Source organism: Dyella sp. NPDC103356, from assembly GCF_055584465.1.
The window spans coordinates 323,148-348,348 of record NZ_JBVJLZ010000004.1 but is presented as its reverse complement, the minus strand read 5'-3'; the positions used below and the strand labels follow the sequence as shown (position 1 = coordinate 348,348).

Genomic DNA, 25,201 nt, shown 5'->3' with positions numbered 1-25,201 from the left:
TTGATCGCGTTGCGGCGCTGCAGCGAAAATATTCGACCGTGGCGCAACAAGCAGCCACACGGGCCGATTGCAGTGTTTTGCGATGCATCATTTTCATTTCGCATTGCGTGCTATGCATAAACTGCATATCTGAAACTTTCTTCATCTTGTTGTTAGCGCACGATGACGTCGCGAGGATCGTGACCCAAACCGCACTTTGATAGCGGAACAGTCACGGGGAATGTTTCATGAGTTATCGCAGCGGCATCGCCTGCCTCTTGCTTTGTATCGCCGGATGGACCCAGTTCGCAGCCGCGCAGGACGCTACACCCAGCTCGACCCAATCGACGGCGACGGCCGACACGCAACAGGCAGACACCAATTTCATCCAGCGTTGGAAAGACGATGGCGTTTCGTTGCGCTTCGTCTGGGCCAATGACTGGCTCGCCAGCGTGAAAGGCGGCGAGCGCACCGGCCAGACCAATGGCGGCGGCGCGGTTGGAGGTGCGGACCTGGATATGTTCAAGCTCGCCGGCATCGACGGCGCCAAGATCCATATCACCTTCGCGCGCTACTACGGCCATTCGATCTCGGCGACCGACATCGGCATCACCCAGAAGATCCAAGGCTACTGGTATCCCAAACGCCAATGGCAGCTCGGCCAGCTGACCTGGGAACAGGCTTTCGACGACAATCATTTCAACGTGCTGTTCGGCCGCGTCAACGCTACCTGGCAATTCGCGCGCTCGACCTACGGCTGCCGCTTCGTCAGCGCGGCGGATTGTCCTTATCAGCTCACCAACACCACCGGTGGCTTCTCCGGCTTCCCGTATGTGAACTGGGGCGGGCGCATTCGTTATCAGCCGAGTTCGCTTTATTTTTCGATCGGCGCTTTTGAGATCAACCCGAATCGACGCAACAACAACGGCATCAACTTCGGCATCGAAAACGCCACGGGTGTCATGGTGCCGGTTGAAGTCGGCCACGTAACAACTTTCGCTACCGATCCGTACCCGCACACCTTGAAGGTGGGCGGCTGGTACAACTCCGCCGATTACACCGATCCGGAACTCAATACCCGCGGCGTGTCGAAGACCTTGTTCGGCGGTGCGTTTCGCACTTACGACGGCGGCCGCTACGGCGTATATGCGTTGGGCGACAAGGTGGTCTGGAAGCCGGACCCGAACAGCAACACGCGCAATCTTGCCTTGTTCGGCTCGGTGACCGCGCCGCTGGACAGTACGGAAATCTACACACTGCAGTCGACCGCAGGCTTCGTATGGACCGGCCCGTTCGCCAGCCGCGCCACCGATTCGCTGAATCTCCAGGCGACATGGTTCAAGTTCGCCAAGCGTCAGGTGCAGTTCGAAGACGACCTGCTGCGCAAGATCAAACAGCCCGGTAGTTTCTCGCGTAACGAAACCATGCTCGAGCTCAACTACACCTACAAGCTGTTCCCGTTACTGAGCATCGTGCCCAATATTCAATACGTCGTGCATCCGGATGTATTGGGCAACACGGTGAACGTAACGCATGTATCGGCTAATGCGCTGGTATGGGGCGTGCGCGTGATGTTCAACTTCGGTGGACCAGGTAGTCAGTAACGTTGCCGAACACTCAAATCTGTGACCGACGAGGAACGAGTCAAACGCTCGTTTCTCGTTTTTTCGCTCATACTCCCCGCTATAGCGGTCGTCTCGCGGCGAGGTATTCGTGGATCTGAAACACCTGCAGAGTTTCATTCGCATTGTTGAGTTCGGCAGCCTCACCCGCGCTGCCGCTACGCTGAACGTCTCGCAATCGCTGCTCAGCCGGCAGGTGCGCCAGCTGGAAATCGAACTGGGCACGCATCTCCTGCAACGCAACGGCCGTGGCGTCACCGCCACCGATGCAGGCCGGCAATTGTTGGAACACGGCCGCGGCATTCTTCGTCAGGTAGAAGTAGCGCGACAGCAGTTGGGCCATGCGCGCGGACCACAGGGCGGCAAAGTCGTCGTGGGTTTCCCGCCCAGCGTCGGCGCCTTGCTGACGGTCGATCTGGTGACGCACTTTCGCTCCAATTATCCGTTGGCATCGATCAGCGTCGTCGAAGCCTTGAGCACCAGCCTGCTGGAGTGGTTGCAGCTGGGTCGTCTCGATTGCGCGTTGCTGTACAACCCGCCGGTCAATGCCAATGTGCATTACCGCCATGTGCATTCGGAGACGCTCTATCTGGTCGGTAGTGCGCACAGTGGCATTCCGCTGCCCGACAAGGTGCCGCTAGTCACATTGGGCAGCTATCCGCTGATCATTCCCTCGCATCTGCACTCCGTGCGCCAACTGGTCGAGGCCGATGCCGCCAAGCACGGCGTCCCGCTGGACATCGTGGTCGAGATCGATTCGATTCGCGCGCTGCTCGATCTGGTCGAGCGCGGGGTCGGGTATGGGGTGCTTTCGCGCAATGCGGTGTTGTCGCGCGCGCCGGGGCATAGTTTGCGTGCGGTGCCGATCGTGCAACCCAATATCGAGACGCGACTGGTGGTGGCTACGCCTACGCAGCGGCCGGTCAGTACGATTACCGAGCGGGCGATTTCTATGATTGATGATGCGATTGGGCGGGGGTTGTTGGATCCGGTGATTGAGGGGTGAGTGTTTGCGGGGCTTACCCTGCAGCGGCTCTCTTACTTCGTCATTCCGGCGTAGGCCAGAAGCGCTTTTCAACAGCGAAGCTGGTCATCCAGTGGCGTCAGTGCTCGGTTCTTGCCTGGGTGTTCGGACGACCTGGCCGCTTACGCAGCGGGCGTTTCGAACGCCTGCCGGCGTCCGAGTCACTTTCTCTTTGCTGGCCCACGCTTGCGCGTAGCGCATGCGAACGGCGAAGCCGGCCCGGAGGGCGGAGGACCTTTAGGTCCGGAGTAAAGAGAAAGTAACCAAAGAGAGAATGGCCTTTTGGAGCCAGAGCTCTGAGCAGCATTGAGGGATAAAACCGTTCGGGCCGTCTACTCGAACCGTCAGGGGACACTTCTGGCGCTTCTGAGGTACGCCGGATTTGTGCGCGAGGCGTCATTGCGGTGAGGACTTAAAGCGTTCCCCCTCACCCCAACCCTCTCCCTCGGCGAAGCCAGGGGAGAGGGAGCCGACTGAGTAAATCCTCAACGCTTCGAATTTCCGAAACCTGCTCCCTCTCCCCTGGCTTCGCCGGGGGGAGGGGGTGGGTGCTCGCGGGGACCTTTCTACCATGCTGCGATGCACAAAACGCAACACTCACCCCAAGAGTTGCAAATAACGCATATCAGAAACCCAGTCCATCGCGTTGTTCAGCTGCGTCCTGCCGTCCACCATCAGCCCCGAAAAGCTGAGTGGACGATGCACGATGGCGTACGAAATTCCCTGTTGGTTTATGCGTGGCGGCACCTCGAAGGGGCCCTTTTTCCGCGCTCAGGATTTGCCGGGCGATATCGCTACGCGCGACGACATCATCATGGACGTGCTCGGCACGCCCGATCCGCGCCAGATCGATGGCCTGGGTGGCGCGACTTCGCTGACCAGCAAGGTAGGGATTCTGTCGATCCCGACCGATGGCGAGGCCGATCTCGATTTTCTGTTCGCCCAGGTCGGTACGGCCGAAGCGACCGTCGATACGACGCCCAACTGCGGCAACATGCTGGCCGCCGCACTGCCCGCCGCTATCGAAGCGGGTATGTTGCGCGGCGATAACGGGCATACGACGCGTCGTGTGCGCACGCTCAATACCGGCGTGATTGCCGAGATCACGATCGACACGCCCGATGGTCGCCCGCTCTATGACGGCGACGCACATATCGATGGTGTGCCCAAGCCGGCCGCACCGGTGTCCTGCGGTTTCCTGGACACCGAAGGTGCCGTCTGCGGCACGCTGCTGCCCACCGGCCATACGCAAGATCACATCGACGGTGTCGCCGTGACGATGATCGACAACGGCATGCCGGTGTTGGTGATCCGAGCAGCGGACGTTGGCATCACCGGCTACGAATCGCGCGAGCAGCTCGATGCGGACACCGCGCTGAAGGCGCGTATCGAAGCGCTTCGCCTCAAGGCCGGTCCGCTGATGAATCTCGGCGATGTCAGCAAGAAGCCGATTCCAAAAGTAACCCTGGTCGCCGCACCACGCGACGGCGGCGCGATCTGCACACGCACGTTCATTCCGCACGACTGCCACGCCGCGATCGGCGTGCTCGGCGCGGTCACGGTCGCCACGGCGGCGGTGATGAAAGGTTCGGTCGCCTTCGATCTCGCCCAGGGCAGCAGCGGCGCTACCCGTGTCCTGTCGATCGAGCACCCCAGCGGCGAATTCAGCGTCGAGCTTGGCTTCGATGGTGAGCGCGTCGTGCGCGCCGCCCTTTTGCGTACCGCGCGTTTGCTGATGCGCGGCAGCGTACCGATTTCCCCCTCGATCTGGCGCGGCCCCAACGCCTGATCCGCGTATTACTTCCAAGGAGCTTTTCATGTCCGACACCTGCAAAACCGCGCTGGTGGTCAGCGCTCACTCTGCCGATTTCGTGTGGCGCGCCGGCGGTGCCATCGCCCTGCATGCCAGCAAGGGTTGGCATGTGCATATCGTCTGCCTGTCGTTCGGCGAACGCGGCGAGTCGGCCAAGCTGTGGAAGAAGCCGGGCATGACGCTGGAGCAGGTCAAGAAAGATCGCCAGCGCGAAGCCGAAGAAGCCGCGGCCATTCTTGGTGCCACGGTCGAGTTTCTGGATATCGGCGACTACCCGATGCGCGCCGATCTGGACGTGGTGTTCAAGCTCGCCGCGGTCTATCGCAAGCTGCGCCCGGCGTTCGTGCTCAGCCACTCGCTGAAAGACCCGTACAACTTCGATCATCCGCTGGCCACGCATGTGGCGCAGGAGGCACGCGTCGTGGCGCAGGCGCACGGCCATGAGCCGCAGGTGCCGGTGATCGGCGCACCGCCGGTGTTCCTGTTCGAGCCGCATCAGCCCGAGCAATGCGAATGGAAGCCGGAGCTGTTCCTCGATATCACGCCGGTATGGGAAAAGAAGAAGGCCGCGTTTGAAACCATGCAGGCACAGGAACATCTGTGGGAGTACTACACGCGTGTCGGCTTGCAGCGCGGAGCGCAGGCATCGCGCAACTCGGATTTCAAGATCACCTACGCCGAAGCGTTCCAGCGCGTGTTCCCGCACGTCACCCAGGACACGCTGGCATGATCGGGCCGGACCTGATCGGCGTCGTGGTACGTCAGCGCCCGACCATCACCACGCAGCAAGCAGACAGGCTGGCCGCGCTCGGCGTGGCCACCGTGCACGAAGCGCAGGGCCGTATCGGCCTGCTGCGTCCCACCGTCCATCCGATTCAACAAGGCATATCGATTGCCGGTGCGGCAGTGACCGTGCTGGCGCAGCCGGGTGATAACTGGATGCTGCATGTTGCGGTGGAGCAGTGCCGCCCGGGCGACATCCTGGTGGTGGCCTGCACGACCGACAATACCGACGGCATGTTCGGCGATCTGCTCGCCACCTCGCTGATGGCGCGCGGCGTCAAAGGCCTGATCATCGATGCCGGCGTGCGCGATACCGCCGAACTGCGCGCGATGGGTTTCCCGGTCTGGGCCAAGGCGGTGCACGCCCGTGGCACGGTGAAGGCCACGCTGGGCTCGGTCAATGTGCCAGTCGTGGTGGCGGGGCAAGCGATCCTGCCCGGCGACGCGATCATCGCCGATGACGACGGTGTCGTCGTGGTCGCCAACGCAAGCGTCGACAAGGCGATCGAGCTCGGCGAAAAGCGTGTCGCCAACGAGACGTCGAAACGCGAGCGTCTCGCCGCCGGCGAACTCGGCCTCGATATCTACACCATGCGCCCGGAGCTGGAAAAGCTCGGCTTGCGCTATCTCGACGAACTTCCCAAGGCCTAAGCTCCCGATGAAATCCTGTCTGCCACCGGACCCGAACCCCACCAAGCCACAGCACGCGATGCCGGCGCTGGCGTGCGACGCGCATTGCCATGTGTTCGGGCCCGCCGATCGCTTCCCTTATGCCGACGACCGCAGTTATACGCCGCCCGATGCGCCCTTCGAGCACCTGGTTGCCCTGCACGACTTTCTCGGTTTCCAGCGCGGCGTGATCGTGCAGGCAAGCTGCCATGGCACCGATAACACCGCCATGATCGATGCGATCGGTCGCGGCAATGGCCGTTATCGCGGCATCGCCATCGTCGATGACCATATCGACGGCAAGGGCCTCGATGCACTGCATGAAGGCGGCGTGCGCGGCGTACGCTTCAATTTCGTCAAGCATCTGGGCGGCGCGCCCGACATGGGCGTGTTCAACCGTGTGCTCGAACGCATCGAGACCATGGGCTGGCACGTCGTGCTGCACCTGGATGCCACCGATATCGTGGAGCTGCAGGATGTCCTCAAAAGCATCCGCGTGCCGTTCGTGATCGACCATATGGGCCGCGTACGCGCCCAGGACGGCCTGGAGCAGGAGCCGTTTCGCCTGCTGGTGCAGTTAATGCGCGACAATCCGCTGGCCTGGGTCAAGGTTTGCGGTGCGGAGCGCGTCTCCGCCGGCAAGCGGCCCTTCGAGGATGCGATCCCCTATGCGCAGACCCTGATCGAAACGGCGCCCGACCGCGTCTTGTGGGGCACGGACTTCCCGCATCCGAACATTTCCAAGGATATGCCCAACGATGGCGGCCTGGTCGACCTGATGTTCCGTTTCTGCCCCGACGAGGGCCTGAGACAGAAGCTGCTGGTCGACAATCCCGCCCGACTCTACGATTTCGGCTAAGCGCCGGAATCGGAGGCTTCTGCATGACACAAGCACCTGTCACCACCGTTCGAGACAAACTCGTCAAACCGCGTCAGCCGTTCTACCGCAAGTTGTATGTGCAGGTGCTGATCGCGGTAGTTATCGGCGTGATCCTGGGTTATCTCTCGCCAAGCTACGCGGTCGCCATGAAACCGCTGGGCGACGCGTTCATCGCGCTGATCAAGATGGTGATCGGGCCGATCATCTTCTGCACGGTGGTGACCGGTATTGCCGGCATGCGCGATATGCGCAAGGTCGGCCGCGTCGGCGGCAAGGCCTTGCTGTATTTCGAGGCTATCTCGTCGGTTGCCCTCGTCATCGGGCTGATTGGCGGCATCGTCTTTCAGCCGGGCGTGGGCTTTAATGTCGATCCGTCGACGTTGAAGGCCGGCGAGATCGCCTCGCTGACGGCGCAGGGCCATAACATCGAGTCGATCGATTTCCTGCTCAGCATCATCCCGACCACCTTCGTCAACGCGTTCGCCAAGGGTGACGTGCTGTCGATCCTGCTGGTCTCGGTGTTGTTCGGTTGCGCGCTGGCGTCGATCGGCGACCGCGGCAAGCCGGTATTCGACTTTATCGAAAGCGCCGCGCAGGTGTTCTTCAAGATCGTGCACTACATCACCGCGGTGTCCTCGATCGGCGCGTTCGGCGCGATCGCCTTCACCATCGGCAAGTACGGCGTGGTGTCGCTGGTACCGCTGCTGAAACTGATCGGCAGTTTCTACCTGATGTGCGTGCTGTTCGTGGTGATCGTGTTGGGGCTGGTGGCGCGGCTGGCCGGTTTCAGCATCATCAAGTTCGTCTCCTACATCAAGGACGAGCTGCTGATCGTGCTCGGAACGAGCTCATCCGAGGCCGTGCTGGCGCCGCTGATGCGCAAGATGGAGCTCGCCGGCTGTCCGAAACAAACGGTTGGTCTGGTTGTTCCGACGGGTTATTCGTTCAACCTGGACGGCACCAATATGTACCTGACCATGGCGATCCTGTTTATCGCCCAGGCCTTGAACGTGCACCTGACGCTGTCGCAGATGATCACCGTTGCCATCGTCGGCATGCTTACCTCCAAGGGCGCCAGTGGCGTCGCCGGCGCGGCGCTGGTGATGTTGGCATCCACACTGACGGTGGTGCCTGTGGTTCCAGTCGCCGGCATGGTGCTGATCCTGGGCATCCACCGCTTTCTCGGTACCGGCCTGGCGATGACCAACCTGGTCGGCAACGGTGTGGCGGCCGTGCTGGTATCGGCATGGGAACGCGAGCTCGACCGCGACCAGCTCAGGCACGTGCTCGATCACCACAACGACTGACAAAGCCCCGCCCGATCCGGGCGGCGCCATCGAGTGGCACAGGCCCGCACGAAAGTGCGGGCCTTTTTGCGCCATATGAAGAAAAATCCCCCGCGGATGGAATGCTCTGGAAGGTGAGCATGGGGATGTGGGGATAGGGCATCCGCGGGGGTGCTGGAAGCTGCGCGCCTGTCGATATTTCGAGGCCTGGCGCACAGGCTAGGCATCTCGTTGGGTTCCATCCATAGCCACTTTTTCTATAGTCCATAGGGCCAATGCGATGGGGAAGGCGCCAGGTGTATCTAGAACTCGACGGTCAGGGTCCACAGTACGCACAACTCACCCGTGCCATGAAGGGCGCGATTCTCAATGGGCGCCTAGGCGCCGGATCGCGTTTGCCGCCCACGCGCGTGCTGGCGCGCGAGCTGGAGCTCTCGCGCATTACGGTCCTGGCCGCCTATGAGCAACTGCGCGCCGAAGGCTTTATCGAAGGCCGGGTCGGCTCGGGCAGCTATGTCGCGCATCTGCAGACCAAGGCTCCTGCCAGGCCTGCAGCGAGCGCAACCGAGATAGCGGCGCCTTCACGCTTTGCCCGGCGCGCACGCACGGTACTCGACCGCATGATCGCCGTGCAGCACCGCGGCCTGCGCTACAACCTGCAATTCGGCAATCCGCAGATCAACCCGCTGCTCAACGACATCTGGGCTCGCGAACTGGCCCGTGCGGCTACCTACACCTCGCTCGACGTCGCCCGTTCGCAGGGCTACGAGCCCTTGCGCGTTCAGGTTGCCGACTACCTGGGGCGCCGTCGCGGCCTCAACGTTTCGCCCGACGATGTGCTGATCGTCAGCGGCAGCCAGCAGGCGTTTTCGCTCACCGCGCGGGTACTGGTCGACGAAGGCGACAGCGTCGTGCTGGAGGAGCCCACTTATTTTGGCGCGCGTCATGTGTTCGGCACCTACGGTGCCAAATTGCATCCGGTACGCACCGACGACGAAGGCCTGGTCTGCGCGGAGCTGCCCAAGCAGGCGCCGGAGCTGATCTGCGTGACGCCCTCGCATCAGTTTCCGGGGGGCTCGGTGATGTCGCTGCAGCGTCGCCTGGATCTACTGCATTACGCCGCCACCAAACGTTGCTGGGTGCTGGAAGACGACTACGACGGCGAGTTCCGCTACGACACCCATCCGCTCGCGGCGATGCGTTCGCTCGACCAGCACGATCGGGTGATCTATGTCGGCACTTTTTCCAAGGTGATGTTCGGCGGCCTGCGCCTGGCGTACATGGTGTTGCCGCAAGCGCTGCGCGAAGACTTCATCAACGCGAAATACATGGACGATTTCTCCTGCGCAGCCATCGAACAGGCAGCGCTGGCGCATTTCATGGAAAGCGGGGGCTTCGAGCGTCATCTGCGTCGCGCGACCAAGGAACTGCGTGCGCGACGCGATGCAGTGTTAGAAGGGCTGCGCCAGCATGCGGGCGATCGTGTGGACATCGTCGATTCACCGGCCGGTATTCATACCGTCGTGTGGCTGCGTGGCTATAGTCATGAACTGGCGGCCGAGCTGGTCGACTACGCGCATGACCGCGGGCTGGGGCTTTATCCGATCGCGCCGCATTATTTCAAGGCACCACCGCGGCCGGGGCTGTTGATTGGTTTCTGCGGTCTGCCGGTAAACGCGCTGGAAGAGGCGATGCAGTTGTTCGGGCGTTGCCTGGATGCGTTCGAATCGCGTCGTAACGCCTAGAGCGCAAAGCGCCATGCCGACAAGGCATGGCGCTTTGTCATTCGCAAAACCGATCAGTCGATCTTGCTGGCCGCTGCGATGATCACATTCGCGACCGCGGCCGGCTGCTTGAGCATGGCCACGTGGCTGGTATTGACGTGCGTCACCTGGGCGCCGATCTGTTTGCCCATGGCTGCTTCGAAGCGCGGATCGATCATGTGATCCTGGTCGGCCACGATGTACCACGACGGCTTGTTGTGCCAGGCAGCCGTGGTCACCTTGTCAGCGATAGCGCTACCGGCCCACGGTCCCTGAGTGGCTGCGACCACACGCGCTTCTTGCGGCGGCAGATCCTGCGCGAAATCCTGCAATACGGTGGCCGTGGGCAAGGTCATGAAGCCGGCCGAATCTTTTTGCAACACGCTGGCCCACGCGGGTGCCGGCTTGTCCTTGAGCATGTCGGCGATCGACTGGCCGCTATCGGGCGCAAAGGCGGCGACATACACCAGTCCCTTCACCTTATCGTCATTGCCAGCCTGCGAGATCACCACGCCGCCCCAGGAATGGCCGACCAGGATCACCGGCCCATCGAGCTTTTCGATCACACGCCTGGTCGCCGCCACATCGTCACCCAGCGAACTGAGCGGATTCTGCACGGCCACGACATGCAGCCCACGCTTTTCGAGCAGCGGGATCACCTTCTGCCAGCTGGACCCGTCGGCAAACGCGCCATGGACCAGCACGACATTCTTGCCGGCCAGGTCGCCCTTGGCTTCGGCGGCATGGGCCTGGGTAAACAGCGCGGCCAGCGCCAGCGTGACGGTCAAGCCGGTTTTCTTCAGTGCGTTCATCGGTACGGCCTCGTAGCAGGGTTGGGAGCCACAGCTTGGCCGTCGACCCTGTCACGCGGTATCGGGTGATCAACCGACCCCCGCTCCGCCCACCACGCACCTATAGTGCGCGACTATGGATCATCCCGCTCCCGACATCCGCTGCTTCGACGCCGTCAAGGCATTGGCCTTTATCGGCGACCTGAGCATGGGCCAGCCGACCGATCACTCGCTGCGCACGGCATGGCTTGCGCTGCAGCTGGCACACGCAGCCGGCTTTGATGACGGCAGCCGCCATGCCGTCGCCGAGGCATCGCTGCTGCGCTGGTCCGGCTGCACCGCCAACGCGAGCGGCTTTGCGCACGTGCTTGGCGACGATGTCGGCGGCCGCGAAGCGATGCTGGCCGCCCAGCCTGGCTGGGCCGCGCCATTGGATGCGCATGGCGGCATGGAGGTCGCCGTCACCCCGCTGGTGCAGATCCATTGTGAAGTGTCCGGCGAGGTCGCGAGCATGCTCAGGCTTGCACCCGGCACCGAACTGGCGTTGCGCCATATCTTCGAAACCTTCGATGGCCACGGGCTGCCCGATCACCTCGACCGCGACGCGATCCCGGCGCCTGTTCCCGTAATCGCACTGGCCGGGGACCTGGAAATCTTCCATCGCACCTACGGCCTGGAGCGCGCACAGAGTTTGATCGCTCAGCGTGCGGATGTGCGTTATCCCAAAGCACTGGCCGAGCTGTTGTTTCCAATGGCGGAAACATGGCTGTCGCAACTGGGTCGACTATCGCCCGCGCAACTGGACGACGCCTTGCTGACCCCGGCCATGCGTGAGACCGCCGCGCCCGAACTGATCGCCGACGTCATCGACCTCAAGCTTCCATGGATGACCGGTTATTCGCGCAGTTGCGCCGCCACCGCTGCCGCCTGTTGCGAACGCTTGAGTGTGGGCACGGAGGTCCGCCATCGTGTCTATCTCGCTGCGTTGATCCACGGCCTGGGCCGCGCCGCCGTGCCCAACGTTATCTGGAATACGCCTGGGTCGCTGTCTTCTTCGTCCTGGGAAAAGCTGCGCCTGGTGCCGTACTGGGCGTCTCGTGCCGGCAAGCAGTCCGGTGCGCTGGAGCGCGCTTCGGAGCTGGCGTCATACGCCTATGAGCGGCTGGATGGCTCGGGTTACTTTCGTGGTCTCGGGAGCCATGCCATCGGGTTGGAGGCGCGCGTGATCGCCGCATCGTTGGCGTGGGTGGCATTGCGTTCGGCTCGTCCCTGGAGGGCGGCATTTTCCGCTGCGGCGGCAACGGCGTTGTTACGCGAAGAGGCAGGGCAAGGGCGCTTCGATGTCGATGTTGTCGAGGCGCTGGTGTCGTCGAGTCCTCAACAGGGGCAACGTTATCGGGTGAGCGATGTACGGTTGTCTTCGCGTGAGATGGATGTGTTGCGGTCGATCAGTCGTGGGGCGAGTAACAAGGAGGCGGCGCGGGAGCTGGCGCTTAGTCCCAGTACTGTTGGGACGCATGTGGAGAGTATTTTTCGGAAGTTGCGGTGTTCTACGCGAGCGGCGGCTACGTTGAAGGGGGCGTCGCTTGGGTTTTTGTGACTCGGTCTCGCCTAGTTCGTCATTCCGGCGCAGGCCGGAATCTACTCGTCGGCGTTTCCGCTTGCGAAACGTTGCCTGACGAGCGGGAGACTGAGGAATGGATTCCGGCCTGCGCCGGAATGACGAGTGGGTGAGGGCGAGGCGAAGTATGGAGCTATAGCTTCTACTCGTTCCTCACCCCAGGGAATCAATGCAACTTCTGCAGCCAATCCCCCAGCTGCTTCAGCACCTGGCTTCGCGCCGGCTCCGCCTCATTAAACAGCTCGTGATAGAGCGTATCGAAGAAGCGTGTGGTCAGTTGCCGCGTGGCCCACGCGCCGCTGGCGAAATCGCGGCTGCCTGCGGGGTCGACCAGTTCGTCGCTGCCGGCTACTAACAGCAAGGTAGGTGTCTTCAGCTGCGAGGCATCGGCAATCGATGCGGCGCCGGCGCGGAAAATAAAATCCGCGAGTCTCGGCGTGATCCAGCCGTGTCGCAGCGGGTCTTCACGATAGGCCGTTACGGTCTGGGGCTCATGCGACAGCTTGTCGAACGGCAGGCCATTCGGCAGCGGCAGGTTGGGCAGGGCGCGGGTCAGAAGATGTGCCACGTGCTGCATGAAACGGGATTCATGGGTGCGTAGCGCGGGCGATGAAAGCATCAGCGCCGGTGGCCTGATGCGGCCGTCCAGTACGGTACGCACGGCGACCAGGCCACCCATGCTGTGACCCAGCAGGAACGGCTTGCTCGGCTGGGTCGAGGCGTAGTCGTCATAGACCGCGGCCAGATCCTGCAGCAGATCGTCGCCATGCTTGATCGCACCGCGTGGGCCGGCTGTCTGGCCATGACCGCGCTGGTCGTAGCAGCGCACGGCGTAGCCACGAAGATGCAGCCATTGCGCCAGCCTGGCATAGCGGCCGCTATGTTCGCCCAGGCCGTGTACCAGCAGGATCGAGCCGCGCGGGCTGGCGTGTGGCCAGTCGCGCACGTACAGAACCTGTCCGTCGGCCATCGTCAGTGTGGTTTGGGTTTCGCTGACGAACTCGCCGGGATGATTCACTGCGCCTCTCGCCTTGGGTCCATGCGTCCGGGCGAGTTTAACGTGAGGTGGCGCCTACTGCATCGGTCCACGGCCAAGGGCTCGTGGACCGATGCGCGGGGCTTACAGCTCGGTCTTGAACTCCACGCCGATCACGCGCGGGTCGTTGACGAAGGCAGTGCGGTTGTCGAAGTCGATCGCACCGATGATCTGGCGGCGGTTGGTGATGTTGCGGCCGTACAGCGCCACTTCCTGCTTGCCGTAGTTCCAGTTGTAGCCCAGACGCAGGCCACCCTCGAGCAGCGGCTTGCCGCGGAACTCGGCCGAGTCGTACAGGAAGAAATTGACTTCGCTGCGGTAGTTCCAGTCGGTGTAGATGAAGAACTCGCCGCTGTTCCCGTACGGGATGCCATAGCGCGCGGTCACCGTACCGATCCACTTGGGGGCATTGGGCAGCGAGTTGCCGTCGATCAACGCATTGCCCTGGGCATTGAGCGGATCGAGCACGGTACAACCTGCACCGCAGATCGCCACCGACAGGTCCTTGTCCTTGAGCTCGGTGTGGTTGTAGCTGCCGCCGGCGGTAACGATGAAGTTGGGCGTGAGGTAGCCCTCCAGGTCGAACTCGGCGCCGTAGCCTTCGGTCTTGCGCGCGTTGATCAGGCGCGTGGTGTTGATGTCGCCGCCCACCGCGGTGAGCTGCTCGTTGTGCATGGTGTACGAGTACACGTCCGCATTCAGACGGATGCGGTTGTTCCAGCTGGTGCTCTTCAGGCCCAGCTCGTAGCTGGTGATCGTCTCGGGCTTGGCCTGCGAGATGGTATCGGCAAACAGCACGCGGCCCTGCACGCTCGGTGCGCGGAAGCCGTTGGCGATGCGCGCGTAGACGTTGACGTTGGGGCTCAGCGTCCAGGTACCGGTGACGTCACCGCTCCAGCGTGCGTCGTGCGGCGAAGCGGCCAGGCTCAGCGGGCCACCGCCGATCGGCGAGAGGAAACGATCGACGTGATAATCGCGCGAATCATGCGACCAGCGCGCACCGGCCCGGATATCGAAGTCGTCGTTGATCTTGTAATCGGTCGAACCGAACAGCGCCCAGGCGGTGGTGCGCTGCTTCTGCACGGCGAAGCCATCCAACGCGTGATTGTTCAACGTGTTGTAGTCGTAGTTGGCGATCGCGATGTCTTCGTTGAAGTAATACGTGCCGACCTGCCAGTTCCACTGGTCCTGCGGATTGCTGGCCAGGCGGAATTCCTGCGTGATCTGGCGATCGTGCGGCAGCGCGTCGGCGGTCTCGGACGGGAACGCCGTCACCCACTGCTGCTGCGCCGGCGTCTTGGCCACGGCGATGCCGCCGTCGACGTCGCCCAGGCTATACATCGTGGCGCGTTCCAGACCGGTGATCGAGGTGAAGGTGTAATCGCCGATATTCCAGTTCAGATGCAGGTTGCTGCCCCAGGTGAACAGGTGCTGGCGGTTGCGGCCGTCCTGGGTGACCTGGTCGCGATTGAAGCCGGGCACGAAGGTGTCGCTGCCCAGCTCGATCGCATTGCCACGATTGACCGTGGCCGAACCGTCGAGCCAGCGTGCGTGCACGTTGATCAGCGCACTGAAGTCGCCGTCTTCGTACAGCGCCTGCGCGCGCACGGCGCGGTCGTTATAACCGCCCAACGCGTCCTTCTTGCCGGTGTAGTTGTTGTCGATCCAGCCATCGCGGTGCTGCGCCAGCGCCGACACGCGGCCGGACCAGTGCGAGCTCAACGCGCCACCGAGAGCCGCTTCGACATTCGCCGTACCGAGCGAACCGTACGAGGCCTTGGCATAGCCGGTGGTTTCCTGGCTCGGCTTTTTCGAATCGAACTTGATCACGCCGGCCGGCGAGTTGCGGCCGAACAGCGAACCCTGCGGACCGCGCAGCACTTCGACCTGCTCCAGATCGAACAGCGGGAAGCCTTTGAGGATCGGGTTTTCCTGCACGATGTCGTCGTACACCATCGACACGGGTTGCGAACCGTTGAGGTCGAAGTCGCTATTGCCCAGGCCGCGGATGTAGAAGCGCGGGAAAATACGGCCATACGAGGTTTCTGCATAGACGCTGGGCGCACGCGACGCGAGCTGGAGCACGCCGTCGCCGGCTTCGCCGAATGCCTCGAGCTTGTCGGGGGTGAGCACCGTGAGCGAGATCGGCACCTTCTGCAGGTTTTCCACGCGCTTTTCGGCGGTGACGTTGATCGTCTGCAGTTCGGTGGCTTTGGTCGAAGGCTGCGTGGGGGCAGCATCTTGCGCGACAACGGCCGATGCCGCGAAGGCGGTGGCAATGGACAGCGCGAGCACGGCATAACGCGGCGAGCGGGCGACGGACATGGCTTGTAGTTCCCCGAAAAAGTGTGGATTGGCGACCCGCGGCTTACTCCGATGGCGCCGCGGTGACACGCTATTGTCACATGTTCCTGCGGCGGTGCAGCGCAACCTTTCACGAAGGCTTTGCTTATGCGTTGCCGCCCCCATTTATGATCGGACCACCCGCCACCCCGTCCGGCGGACCTAAGTCCATGCCTTTACTCGAATTTCATCCCGCCGTCGCCAGCTGGTTCAGCAGCGTGTTCCCGGCCCCCACGGCCGCGCAGACGGCTGCGTGGCCTGCGATCCGACAGGGCCGCGACACCCTGGTGGCGGCGCCGACCGGCTCGGGCAAGACCCTGACCGCCTTCCTGGCCGCGATCGACGGCCTGGTGCGCGAGGGCGTGGCTAACGGTGGCACGCTGGCCGACGCCACGACCGTGGTCTACGTCTCGCCGCTGAAAGCGCTGTCCAACGACATTCGCATCAATCTGGAGGCGCCGCTGGAAGGGATCCGCGCGGAGCTGGAGAAACTCGGTCTGCCCGATGTCGTCATCCGCACGGCCGTACGTACCGGCGATACGCCGCAGGCCGAGCGCACACTGATGCGCAAGCAATCGCCGCATATCCTGGTGACCACGCCCGAGTCGCTGTACATCCTGCTCGGCTCCGAATCGGGCCGCAGCATGCTGAGCGACACGCGCACCGTGATCGTGGACGAAATTCATGCGCTGGCCGGCAGCAAGCGCGGCTCACATCTCGCCCTGTCATTGGAGCGGCTCGAATCACTCTGCCAACGGCCATTGTTGCGCATCGGCTTGTCCGCCACGCAGAAGCCGATCGAGGAAGTCGCGCGATTCCTGACCGGCGCCTCGCACGATGAATGCCATATCGTCGATGTCGGCCATACGCGCGAGCGCGACCTGGCGATTGCCGTGCCACCGGTGCCGCTCGAAGCAGTGATGTCCAACGATGCCTGGGAACTGATCTACAACCAGGTCGCCAACCTGGTCGAAGAACATCGCACCACGCTGGTCTTCGTCAATACGCGACGCATGGCCGAGCGCGTAGCGCGGCATCTGTCCGAACGATTGGGTAAAGAATTCGTCGCCGCGCATCACGGCAGTCTGGCCAAGGAACAACGCCTCGATGCCGAACAACGGTTGAAACGTGGCGATCTGAAAGTGCTGGTGGCCACCGCATCGCTGGAGTTGGGTATCGATATCGGCGATGTCGACCTGGTCTGCCAATTGCAATCACCGCGCTCCATCGCGGCGTTCTTGCAACGCGCGGGACGTTCCGGTCACGCGGTCAATGGCACGCCCAAGGCTCGCCTGTTTCCCACCAGTCGCGACGACCTGGTCGAATGCACGGCCCTGCTCGATTGCGTACGGCGGGGCGAGCTCGATGCGCTGTTCGTGCCGCCCGCACCGCTGGACGTGCTGGCACAGCAGATCGTTGCCGAAGTCGCCGCGCAGGAATGGAACGAAGACGCGCTGTTCGACCTGGTGCGCCGCGCTCACCCCTATCGTGAGCTGACGCGCGCGCAGTTCGACGAAACCATCCGTATGCTGGCCGATGGTTTCACCACGCGACGCGGTGCGCGTGCGGCATATATCCACCGTGATGCCGTGCACCGCCAGCTGCGCGCACGGCGAGGCGCACGCCTTACCGCCATTACTTCCGGCGGCGCCATTCCCGATACCGCCGATTACCTGGTGGTACTCGAACCGCAGGCGACGGTGATCGGCAGCGTGCACGAAGACTTTGCCGTGGAAAGCCTTGCCGGCGATATCTTCCAGCTCGGCAACACCAGCTATCGCATCCTGCGCGTCGAACGCGACCGCCTGCGCGTAGAAGACGCGCATGGCGTGCCGCCAAGCATTCCTTTCTGGCTGGGCGAGGCCCCTGGGCGTAGCGACGAGTTATCCCTCGGCGTATCGCGTCTACGCGAAGAGATAGGCACGCAGCTCGACGAAGGCGGTGTCCCGCAGGCGCTGAAATGGCTGACCGAAACGCTGGGCATGAACGCAGCGGCCGCCCAACAGCTTGCCGATTACCTGGCCAAGGCCCAGCTCGCCCTTGGCGTGCTGCCGACACAGCACACGCTTGTGTTCGAGCGATTCTTCGACGAATCGGGTGGCACCCAGCTGGTGATCCACACACCGTACGGCAGCCGCATCAATCGTGCCTGGGGTCTGGCGCTGCGCAAGCGATTCTGCCGGCAGTTCAATTTCGAATTGCAGGCGGCGGCGACCGAAGATGCGATCGTACTGTCGTTGTCGACCAGCCACAGTTTTCCGCTCGAAGAGGTCGCGCGCTATCTGCATTCCAACACCGCCGAGCACGTGCTGGTTCAGGCGCTGCTCGACGCGCCGCTGTTTCCCGTACGCTGGCGCTGGAATGCCACCACGTCGCTGGCGCTTCCGCGTTTCCAGGGTGGCCGCAAAGTGCCGCCGCAGTTGCAGCGCATGAAGAGCGAGGATCTGCTGGCGACGGTGTTTCCCGATCAGGTCGCCTGCCTGGAAAACATCGTTGGCGAACGACAGATTCCCGATCACCCGCTGGTCAACCAGACCATGTACGACTGCCTGCGCGAGGCAATGGATGTCGACGGCCTGTTGCATATCCTGCGCGGTCTCGAAGGCGGCGCGATTCGGGTGGTCGCCCGCGACCTTACGGCACCCAGCCCGCTCGCCAGCGAGGTGCTCACCGCCGCACCGTATGCCTATCTCGACGATGCACCGCTGGAGGAACGCCGTACGCTTGCCGTGCAATCGCGCCGCGGCGGCGAGATCGAGGATGCCGGCGATCTGGCCAAGCTCGATCCCGAGGCGATTGCTGCAGTCCGCGGCGAAGCATGGCCGCAGGTACGCAGTGCGGACGAAATGCATGAAGCCTTGAGCGTGCTGGGTTTCGTCAGCGATACCGAGGCACAGGAAAACCAAGGTTGGGATAACTATCTGCAGGCGTTGGCGAAACACCATCGCGCCACCGCGCTGACACCAAAGCAGGCACGCGCATCGCTGTGGATCGCCGCTGAAAAGCTGCCGATGTGGCAGGCCGTGCATGGCGATGCCAGCATCGACCCACCCATCGAAGCGCCTGCCGAATACGCGGCGCAAGCGTGGACGCGTGAAGATGCGCTGCTCGAACTGGTACGCGGTCGTCTGGTCGGCCTGGGCCCCGTCGATGCCGCCAGCCTCGCCGAATCACTGCAAGTTGAACGCAGCGATGTCGAGCACGCCTTGATCCGCCTGCAATCGGAAGGCTACGTGATCCAGGGACATTTCAGTCCCGGCGTCCAGGATGTGCAATGGTGCGAACGCCATCTGCTGGCGCGCATTCATCGCTACACCATCGGCCGATTGCGCCGCGAAATCGAACCGGTCAGTCGTCGCCAGCTAATGCGCTTCCTGTTCCAGTGGCAGCACGTGGCGCCCGATGCACGCCTGAACGGCCCCGACGCGCTGCCGGCCATCATCAACCAGCTCGAAGGATTCGAAGCCGCGGCCGGTGCGTGGGAAACCGAGTTACTGCCCACACGCATCGACGACTACGCCATTCAATGGCTCGACGAACAATGCCGCGCAGGCCGTGTCGCCTGGAATCGCCTGCGCACCGGCGGCGGCAGCAACGGGCCCGTCCGTGCCACACCGATCGTGCTGTTGCCGCGTCGGAGCGTGGCCACATGGAGCGCCATCGCCGCGAACACACAGTCGCAGGAGACATTGTTGTCCTCGCGTGCGCAAGCTGTTGCCGACGCGCTGGCCGCTCAGGGTGCGTTGTTCTTCGACGAGCTCATGGATTCCACGCATCTGCTGCGTACCGAACTGGAAGATGCACTGGGCGAGCTGGTGTCTGCCGGTCGTGTCAGTGCCGACAGTTTCGCCGGTCTGCGCGCATTGTTGCTGCCCGCGGCCAAACGCGAAGCGCCGCGTCACCGGCGCGCGCGCCGCCATATGCTGAGCGGCATCGAAGATGCGGGCCGCTGGTCGTTGGTGCGACAGCCCGTCGCTACCGGAAAACACGATCCGGACACCATCGAGCACATCGCGCGCTCCCTGCTGCGTCGCTATGGCGTGGTGTTCTGGAAGCTGCTCGAACGCGAGGCCTCATGGTTGCCGACATGGCGCGAACTGCTGCGCGTGTATCACCGACTTGAGGCGCGCGGCGAAATCCGTGGCGGACGTTTCGTCGAGGGACTGGTCGGCGAACAATTCGCGCTGCCTGAAGCCATCCCGCAATTGCGTGCCGCCAGCAAGCGCGAGAACGACGGCGAACTGGTCGTCCTGAGCGGTTGCGATCCGCTCAACCTGGTCGGCACCGTACTCAGCGGCGACAAGCTGCCCGCCGTGATCGGCACGCGCGTGCTTTACGAGGATGGCGTAGCGGTGGCGGCGCTGGTGGCGAACAAGCCGCAATGGCTGGTGGAGAGCGGGTCCCGTCAGCAACAGCTATGGCGCAATGCCTTATTGCGCCGCCCCGGCTACGAGACGGCGACCTTCGAGAGTCTGGCTGCCGGTCACTCGCTGTGATCGGCGATATAGATCAACAGGCCATCGCGTTCGCGAAACTCGCTGCGGCCATTTAAGGCCATGCTCTGGCCGGCGCGGATGCCGTTGGGCAGGTCGATGCCGAAGGTGCCTTCGAAGAAGACCTTTACGTAAGCCGTGCCTTCGAATTCGCGGTACTCGGTGATCGTCTGATGTCGCGCCGAGAACAGATGGCGGGAGCTCTCGGCGAGGTGGCGCAGTTCGTCGATGCCCAGGGTGCGCACGCTCAGCGTGTTGGCGGTGTAGTTTTCGAAGACGACTTCGCGGTGCATGGTGGTGAGCATGGCCTCGACGTCCTTGCGGTTGTAGGCGTCGAGGTAGCGGTCGATGAGCTGGCGCATGAGGGATGTCTTTGGGGGGCTGGTGCTAATAGTAGCTTGAGAGTCCAGAGCCCCCTCACCCCAACCCTGTCCCCCGGGCAGAGCCAGGGGAGAGGGAGCTAAAAGCGCGCAGGATTCAAACTTGCCTCAGTGTGCCCCCTCTCCCCTGGCTCTGCGGGGGGAGAGGGCTGGGGTGAGGGGGCCGGGCGCTCACGAAGCGCTCACCGCTTTACGTTATCCGTCTCACCAATAAACTTCGCCACATTGTCATGCAACATCTTCAGCGAATCCTGGTTCGCGTAAACCATATGCCCGGACGGATACCACGCATAGGTGATATTGGCCTGCAATGCATCGGGAATCGGCAGATGGTGCATTTCATAATCGGCGGCGAAGTACGGCGTCGCCAGGTCGTAATAACCGCCGTTCAACAGTACCTTCAAGTTCGGATTGGTCTTCATCGCCGTGGCCAGGTCCGGCATCACATTGGTCGACTGCTGCAAGGCCTCGCCTTCGACACCGGGTGCCTTGTGCGCAAAATCCCAGTGGTCGACGTCGGCGAATAGACGATAGTTCATGTTCTCGCCGAACTTGAGCTGCTTACGCACATAGTCGTTGAATGCAGCGACGTACGCCGAGCTGATCGCCGAAGACTGCGGATCGTATTCCGAATCCTTGGCCATCGGGTCGAGCGACGGTCCCGAGAAACGGCTGTCGAGACGACCGGTGGTGAGGCCGCCATCGTTCTGCAACTGGTGCTCGAACATGCCACCGGTTACGCGCAGATTGGCGCGCAAGAGATAATCGGTCGGCAGGCCGGTGTACTGATGCAGCTTCTCCGCGACGGCTTGCTTGCGACCGGCATCCAGACGCGAGCCGGCCATCAATGCCTGGGCATAGTCGCCGATCGCGAACTGTTCGACCTCGCGCAGGAACGGCTCGAGCTGTGCCGGCTGTTGCGGCAGCTTATGATGATAAAACGCCGTCGCAGCGAAGGTCGGCAGCGCCGTGATGTACGGCGCGTCCACGCCCGGATTGAACTGCGGGCCGTCGATGCTGTTGTCGAAGCTCAGGATCTGCGAAAGCAGGATCACCCCGTTGAGGTCGACGCTGTCTTCGTTTTCCAGAATGTTGGAAACCACCGCCGAACGCGTGGTGCCATAACTCTCGCCGAACAGATATTTCGGGGAGTTCCAGCGGCCATACCGGGACAGGAACTGGGTAATGAACTGGGCGAAGGCATGACCGTCGCCGTCGACGCTGTAGGTGCTCTTGCGTCGATCCTTCATTTGCTCGTCGCGCTTGCCTTTGTCGTCGTCGTTGGCAATGAGACGACTGAAGCCCGCACCCGGTGCATCGATAAACACCAGATCCGATGCGTCGAGCAGGCTGTAGTCGTTGTTGACCAGACCATAGGGCGCTGCAGGCGTATGGCTATCATCGCTGGTGACGACACGCTTGGGGCCAAAGGCGCCCATATGCAGCCACACCGTCGCCGAACCGGGCCCGCCGTTATAGATGAAGGTGATCGGTCGCTTGCCCGCCTCGACGCCTTTCTTGAAATAGGCGGTGTAGAACATGCTGATCTGCGGCTCGTCTTCCTTGTCGCCGCTGCCATGCAATACCAGCGTGCCGGCAACAGCCTTGTAGTCGACGCGTTTGCCTTCGACGCTGACCGAGCCCTCGCTTTCAGAGGACTGCGGCTTGATCAGCGCGGCCTCGGCCTTGTCGTCAGGCTTGTCCTTCTTGTCCTTGTCGTCATGCTCTTTGGCGTGGATGGCCGAGCACAGCATGAGAGCGGTAAGAGCGGCGGCGAGAGGCAGCTTGCGCATCGTGGGCGTTCCTGGATGACGGCGGGGATAGTCCAGAGTACGGACACCGCAAGCCCGCTTTCCCACCCCAGAAGTCATGCCTGTGCGGCATAGCCCAGCACACCGATGGCGGCGAACGCGAGCAGGAGACCCAGGACATTGATGGGGCGTAGCCGTTCGCCGAAGCCCAGGCTGCCGACCAGGGCACCGAGCAGCACCACGCCCAGGTTCATGCTGGCGAACACCAGCGCAGGATGTTGCGCCAGCGCCTGATGGGCACGCACGTAGAAAACGATATTGCCGAAGTTGACCAGGCCCAGGATCAAGCCGCCGACCGCGTCGCGCAGGCTTGGGCGCGTCTGCCCGCGTACGCAGCGCCACAGGAAGATCGCCATGGCGACCAGAAAAGACAGCACAAAGGCCGTCAGCAGCGAGGCCGCAAACGGTACACCTGCCTGCGCCACCAGCTTCAGCAGAATGTCGATCGCACCGAAGCCCGCGAACACCACCAACGGCCAGTACCAGCCGTTACCAGCCTGCGCCGTGGACTGTTCCCCGCGCCACAGCATGCACAGCAGGGCGATGAAGCCCAACGCCAGCCCAGCCAGCTTGATCGCGGTCGGCTGCTCGCCGAACAGCAAGAACGCCGCCAGCAGGGAGATAAGCAGGGACAGGCGTTGCGCGGTATCGGTACGCACGATGCCGGCGTTGCGCACCGAGGCGGCCAGCGCCATGAAGATCGTCGGCAGCAGGATACCCAGCCCGACCATGCCAACCCAGGGGACGTGCGGGCCCTTCAAGGCGTCAAGCGATGGCCGAAAGATCCAGACCGTCAGCACGCTGGTAGCGACATAGTTCCAGGCAATTGCCTGCCCGACGTCGAACCCGCGTCGCCGTGCCAGCTTGAGCATCACCGATACCCAGACGCTGCATAGAACGCTCAATAAAACGTAGATCATGAATCGCGCGCCAAAAAAAGATGCCTAAGGATACGACGATGCTCAGTGCGCGAAGCGTTCGCGATAGCGGGCGGGGCTCAATTGCAGTGACCGACGAAAGTGATGCCGTAACGTATCGGCACTGCCGAAGCCGCAGGCATCGGCAATTTGCTCGACTGCCAGGTCACTACCTTCGAGCATCTCCCGCGCACGCGCCAGGCGCTCTTGCGTCAGCCACTGCTTGGGCGAATGCCCGGTCGCTTCCTCGAAGCGACGCAGCAGCGTGCGTTCGCTCATGCGCGCGCGTTCGGCAAGCTCAGGTAATGCGAGAGGCTGGTCCAGATGCTTGCGCATCCATTCCAGTAACTTGCCCAGTGCCGCGCCCTGTTCGGGTAGCGGCGACGGAATGAACTGGGCTTGTCCGCCATCGCGATGCGTCGGCACCACCGCTCGACGCGCTACCTGGTTGGCGATGCGCGGGCCGTAGTCCCGCCGGATCAAGTGCAAGGAGAGATCGATCGCCGCCGCGCTACCTGCCGACGTGAGCAGTTGGCCCTCATCGACATACAGCACGTCCGGCTCGATCCGCACATGCGGATAACGTGCAGCCAGGGCGTCGGCGTAACGCCAATGCGTGCTGGCACGGCGGCCATCGAGCAACCCGGTGGCGGCCAGCACAAACACGCCGGAACAGAACGACACCAACCGCGCGCCACGCGCATGCGCAGCACGGAGCGCGTCGAGCAGACGCTCCGGTGGCACCGCGTCGGCGCCGCGCCAACCCGGCACGATGATCGTGCCGGCCTGCGCCAATCCATCCAGGGTGGCCTCGGCGCGCAATTGCAGGCCACCGGCAGCGCGCATGCTGCCGCGATCGACCGCATAAGAGCCGAAGCTATACCAGTGATCGAACTCCGGTCGGGCCAGCCCGAACATTTCCACGGCAATGCCGTACTCGAAGCTGCACAGACCGTCGTACACCAACGCGGCGACGTGGCGGTTGGCAGGCCCGTTGGCGGGGCGGGGACGTTTTGGCGGTTTCTTCATGGTGACTGGCATTCTTGCCAATGTCCGCCAGCGGCGCCAGTGCCCAGACTGCAACGCACCGCCACCAGGAGTTGCATCATGCCAACCGTCGTTCAACGTGTTTCCGCCGCACCCAGCCAGCAGGCGCTGGCCCATTTCGAGGCTCGCCTTACGTTCGAAACCGATTGTGCGGATGTGTACTACGCGACCCACCATGAGCAGAAGGACTTCATTCTGCTCGACGTGCGCACACCCACCCTGTACGCCGCCGGGCATGTGCCCGGTGCGCTGAATGTGCCGACGCGCACGATCAGTGAGCAACGATTGGCCGAGTACCCGGCCGACACCTTGTTCGTGGTGTATTGCGCCGGACCTCACTGTAACGGCGCCAACAAGGCGGCGATAAAGCTGGCGCAGCTTGGCCGGCCGGTGAAGGAAATGATCGGAGGGCTGACCGGCTGGATCGACGAGGGTTTTGGCCTGGCGCGCGGCGCATGATCGAGTTCACAATTCGGCCCGCCGCGCCAGAGGACGTCGCCGCTGTGCTGCCGCTGATGGCAGAACACGCCGCGTTCGAGCGCCTGGATCATGCGCAACAAGCGCGACTGGACATGCTGCCGGCGGCGCTTGTGACGACACCGCCACGACTGTACCTATGGCTCGCCCAGGTCGATGACGCGATCGTCGGATACGCCAGCGCCACGCTGGATTTTTCCACGCTCGACCGCGCCACCTACCTGCACATGGACTGCCTGTTCGTACGGACAGGTTGGCGTGGTCATGGTATCGGTCGTGAGCTGTGGCATCGACTCAGGGATTTCGCGCATGCCCGTGGCTGCCTGAGCATGCAGTGGCAGACGCCGGACTGGAACGAAGACGCAGCGCGCTTCTATCGCAGACTGGGCGCGAACGAATTACTCAAGCGACGCTATACACTAAGGCTCGACGCCGGTCAGTGAGCCGCGCGTCGCCACCGGAGGCG

Annotated in this window: 19 protein-coding genes; 12 read left to right on the top strand and 7 right to left on the bottom strand. The window is 62.9% G+C overall.

The window, feature by feature from the left end; translation table 11 throughout:
* The first annotated feature begins 227 nt into the window (after positions 1-227).
* The 8 genes from ACZ6WW_RS11460 to pdxR all read left to right on the top strand — a co-directional run bounded on the left by ACZ6WW_RS11460 (position 228) and on the right by pdxR (position 9,801).
* Positions 228-1,583 (top strand): carbohydrate porin, encoded by a 1,356-nt coding sequence (locus ACZ6WW_RS11460; RefSeq protein ID WP_465274292.1) that lies wholly within the window; start codon positions 228-230, stop codon positions 1,581-1,583.
* Between the two features lie 109 nt (positions 1,584-1,692).
* A complete protein-coding gene (locus tag ACZ6WW_RS11455; RefSeq protein WP_281851059.1) occupies positions 1,693-2,607 on the top strand; it encodes a LysR family transcriptional regulator in 915 nt (304 codons plus the stop codon).
* A 724-nt stretch (positions 2,608-3,331) separates the two neighbouring features.
* The gene (locus ACZ6WW_RS11450; protein ID WP_465274291.1) at positions 3,332-4,414 is read left to right on the top strand and encodes a 4-oxalomesaconate tautomerase; all 1,083 of its coding nucleotides are present in this window, start codon (positions 3,332-3,334) and stop codon (positions 4,412-4,414) included.
* A gap of 28 nt (positions 4,415-4,442) precedes the next feature.
* Complete coding sequence (locus tag ACZ6WW_RS11445) at positions 4,443-5,168, top strand: PIG-L deacetylase family protein (RefSeq protein WP_465274290.1); 726 nt, start codon at positions 4,443-4,445, stop codon at positions 5,166-5,168.
* Positions 5,165-5,872 carry a 4-carboxy-4-hydroxy-2-oxoadipate aldolase/oxaloacetate decarboxylase gene (locus ACZ6WW_RS11440; protein ID WP_465274289.1) on the top strand — a complete coding sequence of 236 codons (708 nt, stop codon included), beginning with the start codon at positions 5,165-5,167 and terminating at the stop codon, positions 5,870-5,872. Before ACZ6WW_RS11445 ends, ACZ6WW_RS11440 begins: the two co-directional genes overlap by 4 nt.
* A 7-nt stretch (positions 5,873-5,879) precedes the next feature.
* The gene (locus tag ACZ6WW_RS11435; protein ID WP_465274288.1) at positions 5,880-6,749 is read left to right on the top strand and encodes an amidohydrolase family protein; all 870 of its coding nucleotides are present in this window, start codon (positions 5,880-5,882) and stop codon (positions 6,747-6,749) included.
* Positions 6,750-6,772: 23 nt separating this feature from the next.
* Positions 6,773-8,077 carry a dicarboxylate/amino acid:cation symporter gene (locus ACZ6WW_RS11430; protein ID WP_465274287.1) on the top strand — a complete coding sequence of 435 codons (1,305 nt, stop codon included), beginning with the start codon at positions 6,773-6,775 and terminating at the stop codon, positions 8,075-8,077.
* A gap of 275 nt (positions 8,078-8,352) precedes the next feature.
* Positions 8,353-9,801, top strand: coding sequence for a MocR-like pyridoxine biosynthesis transcription factor PdxR (gene pdxR, locus ACZ6WW_RS11425; protein WP_465274286.1), 1,449 nt, complete (start codon positions 8,353-8,355; stop codon positions 9,799-9,801).
* Positions 9,802-9,854: 53 nt separating this feature from the next.
* Here the strand turns inward: pdxR and ACZ6WW_RS11420 are convergent, their stop codons facing one another.
* Positions 9,855-10,631, bottom strand: a complete 777-nt coding sequence (locus ACZ6WW_RS11420) for an alpha/beta fold hydrolase (protein ID WP_465274285.1) — start codon at positions 10,629-10,631, stop codon at positions 9,855-9,857.
* A gap of 115 nt (positions 10,632-10,746) precedes the next feature.
* Here ACZ6WW_RS11420 and ACZ6WW_RS11415 point away from each other — a divergent pair, with 115 nt between their 5' ends.
* The gene (locus ACZ6WW_RS11415; protein ID WP_465274284.1) at positions 10,747-12,210 is read left to right on the top strand and encodes an HD domain-containing phosphohydrolase; all 1,464 of its coding nucleotides are present in this window, start codon (positions 10,747-10,749) and stop codon (positions 12,208-12,210) included.
* 187 nt (positions 12,211-12,397) lie between these two features.
* On the opposite strand, the gene ACZ6WW_RS11410 is transcribed toward ACZ6WW_RS11415, so the two are convergent.
* Complete coding sequence (locus ACZ6WW_RS11410; protein WP_465274500.1) at positions 12,398-13,201, bottom strand: alpha/beta hydrolase; 804 nt, start codon at positions 13,199-13,201, stop codon at positions 12,398-12,400.
* A gap of 150 nt (positions 13,202-13,351) precedes the next feature.
* Complete coding sequence (locus ACZ6WW_RS11405; RefSeq protein WP_465274283.1) at positions 13,352-15,592, bottom strand: TonB-dependent receptor; 2,241 nt, start codon at positions 15,590-15,592, stop codon at positions 13,352-13,354.
* Between the two features lie 188 nt (positions 15,593-15,780).
* Between ACZ6WW_RS11405 and ACZ6WW_RS11400 the strand changes: the two genes are divergently transcribed.
* Positions 15,781-20,106, top strand: coding sequence for a DEAD/DEAH box helicase (locus ACZ6WW_RS11400; protein ID WP_465274282.1), 4,326 nt, complete (start codon positions 15,781-15,783; stop codon positions 20,104-20,106).
* On the opposite strand, the gene ACZ6WW_RS11395 is transcribed toward ACZ6WW_RS11400, so the two are convergent.
* The 4 genes from ACZ6WW_RS11395 to ftrA all read right to left on the bottom strand — a co-directional run bounded on the left by ACZ6WW_RS11395 (position 20,094) and on the right by ftrA (position 24,240).
* A complete protein-coding gene (locus ACZ6WW_RS11395; protein WP_281851071.1) occupies positions 20,094-20,465 on the bottom strand; it encodes a nuclear transport factor 2 family protein in 372 nt (123 codons plus the stop codon). The two genes, ACZ6WW_RS11400 and ACZ6WW_RS11395, sit on opposite strands and share 13 nt — an antisense overlap.
* A 200-nt stretch (positions 20,466-20,665) precedes the next feature.
* A complete protein-coding gene (locus tag ACZ6WW_RS11390; protein ID WP_465274281.1) occupies positions 20,666-22,276 on the bottom strand; it encodes a S10 family peptidase in 1,611 nt (536 codons plus the stop codon).
* 74 nt (positions 22,277-22,350) lie between these two features.
* Positions 22,351-23,214, bottom strand: a complete 864-nt coding sequence (locus ACZ6WW_RS11385; RefSeq protein ID WP_465274280.1) for an EamA family transporter — start codon at positions 23,212-23,214, stop codon at positions 22,351-22,353.
* Positions 23,215-23,256: 42 nt separating this feature from the next.
* Positions 23,257-24,240: a transcriptional regulator FtrA gene (gene ftrA, locus ACZ6WW_RS11380; protein ID WP_465274279.1), complete on the bottom strand. Its 984-nt coding sequence runs from the start codon at positions 24,238-24,240 to the stop codon at positions 23,257-23,259.
* 78 nt (positions 24,241-24,318) lie between these two features.
* On the opposite strand from ftrA, the gene ACZ6WW_RS11375 reads away from it, so the two are divergent.
* Both ACZ6WW_RS11375 and ACZ6WW_RS11370 read left to right on the top strand, forming a co-directional pair.
* Entirely contained in the window at positions 24,319-24,717 is a 399-nt protein-coding gene (locus ACZ6WW_RS11375) for a rhodanese-like domain-containing protein (RefSeq protein ID WP_281851075.1), read from the top strand.
* The gene (locus ACZ6WW_RS11370; RefSeq protein WP_465274278.1) at positions 24,714-25,178 is read left to right on the top strand and encodes a GNAT family N-acetyltransferase; all 465 of its coding nucleotides are present in this window, start codon (positions 24,714-24,716) and stop codon (positions 25,176-25,178) included. The genes ACZ6WW_RS11375 and ACZ6WW_RS11370 overlap by 4 nt, the downstream gene beginning before the upstream one ends.
* The last annotated feature ends 23 nt before the right edge of the window (positions 25,179-25,201 follow it).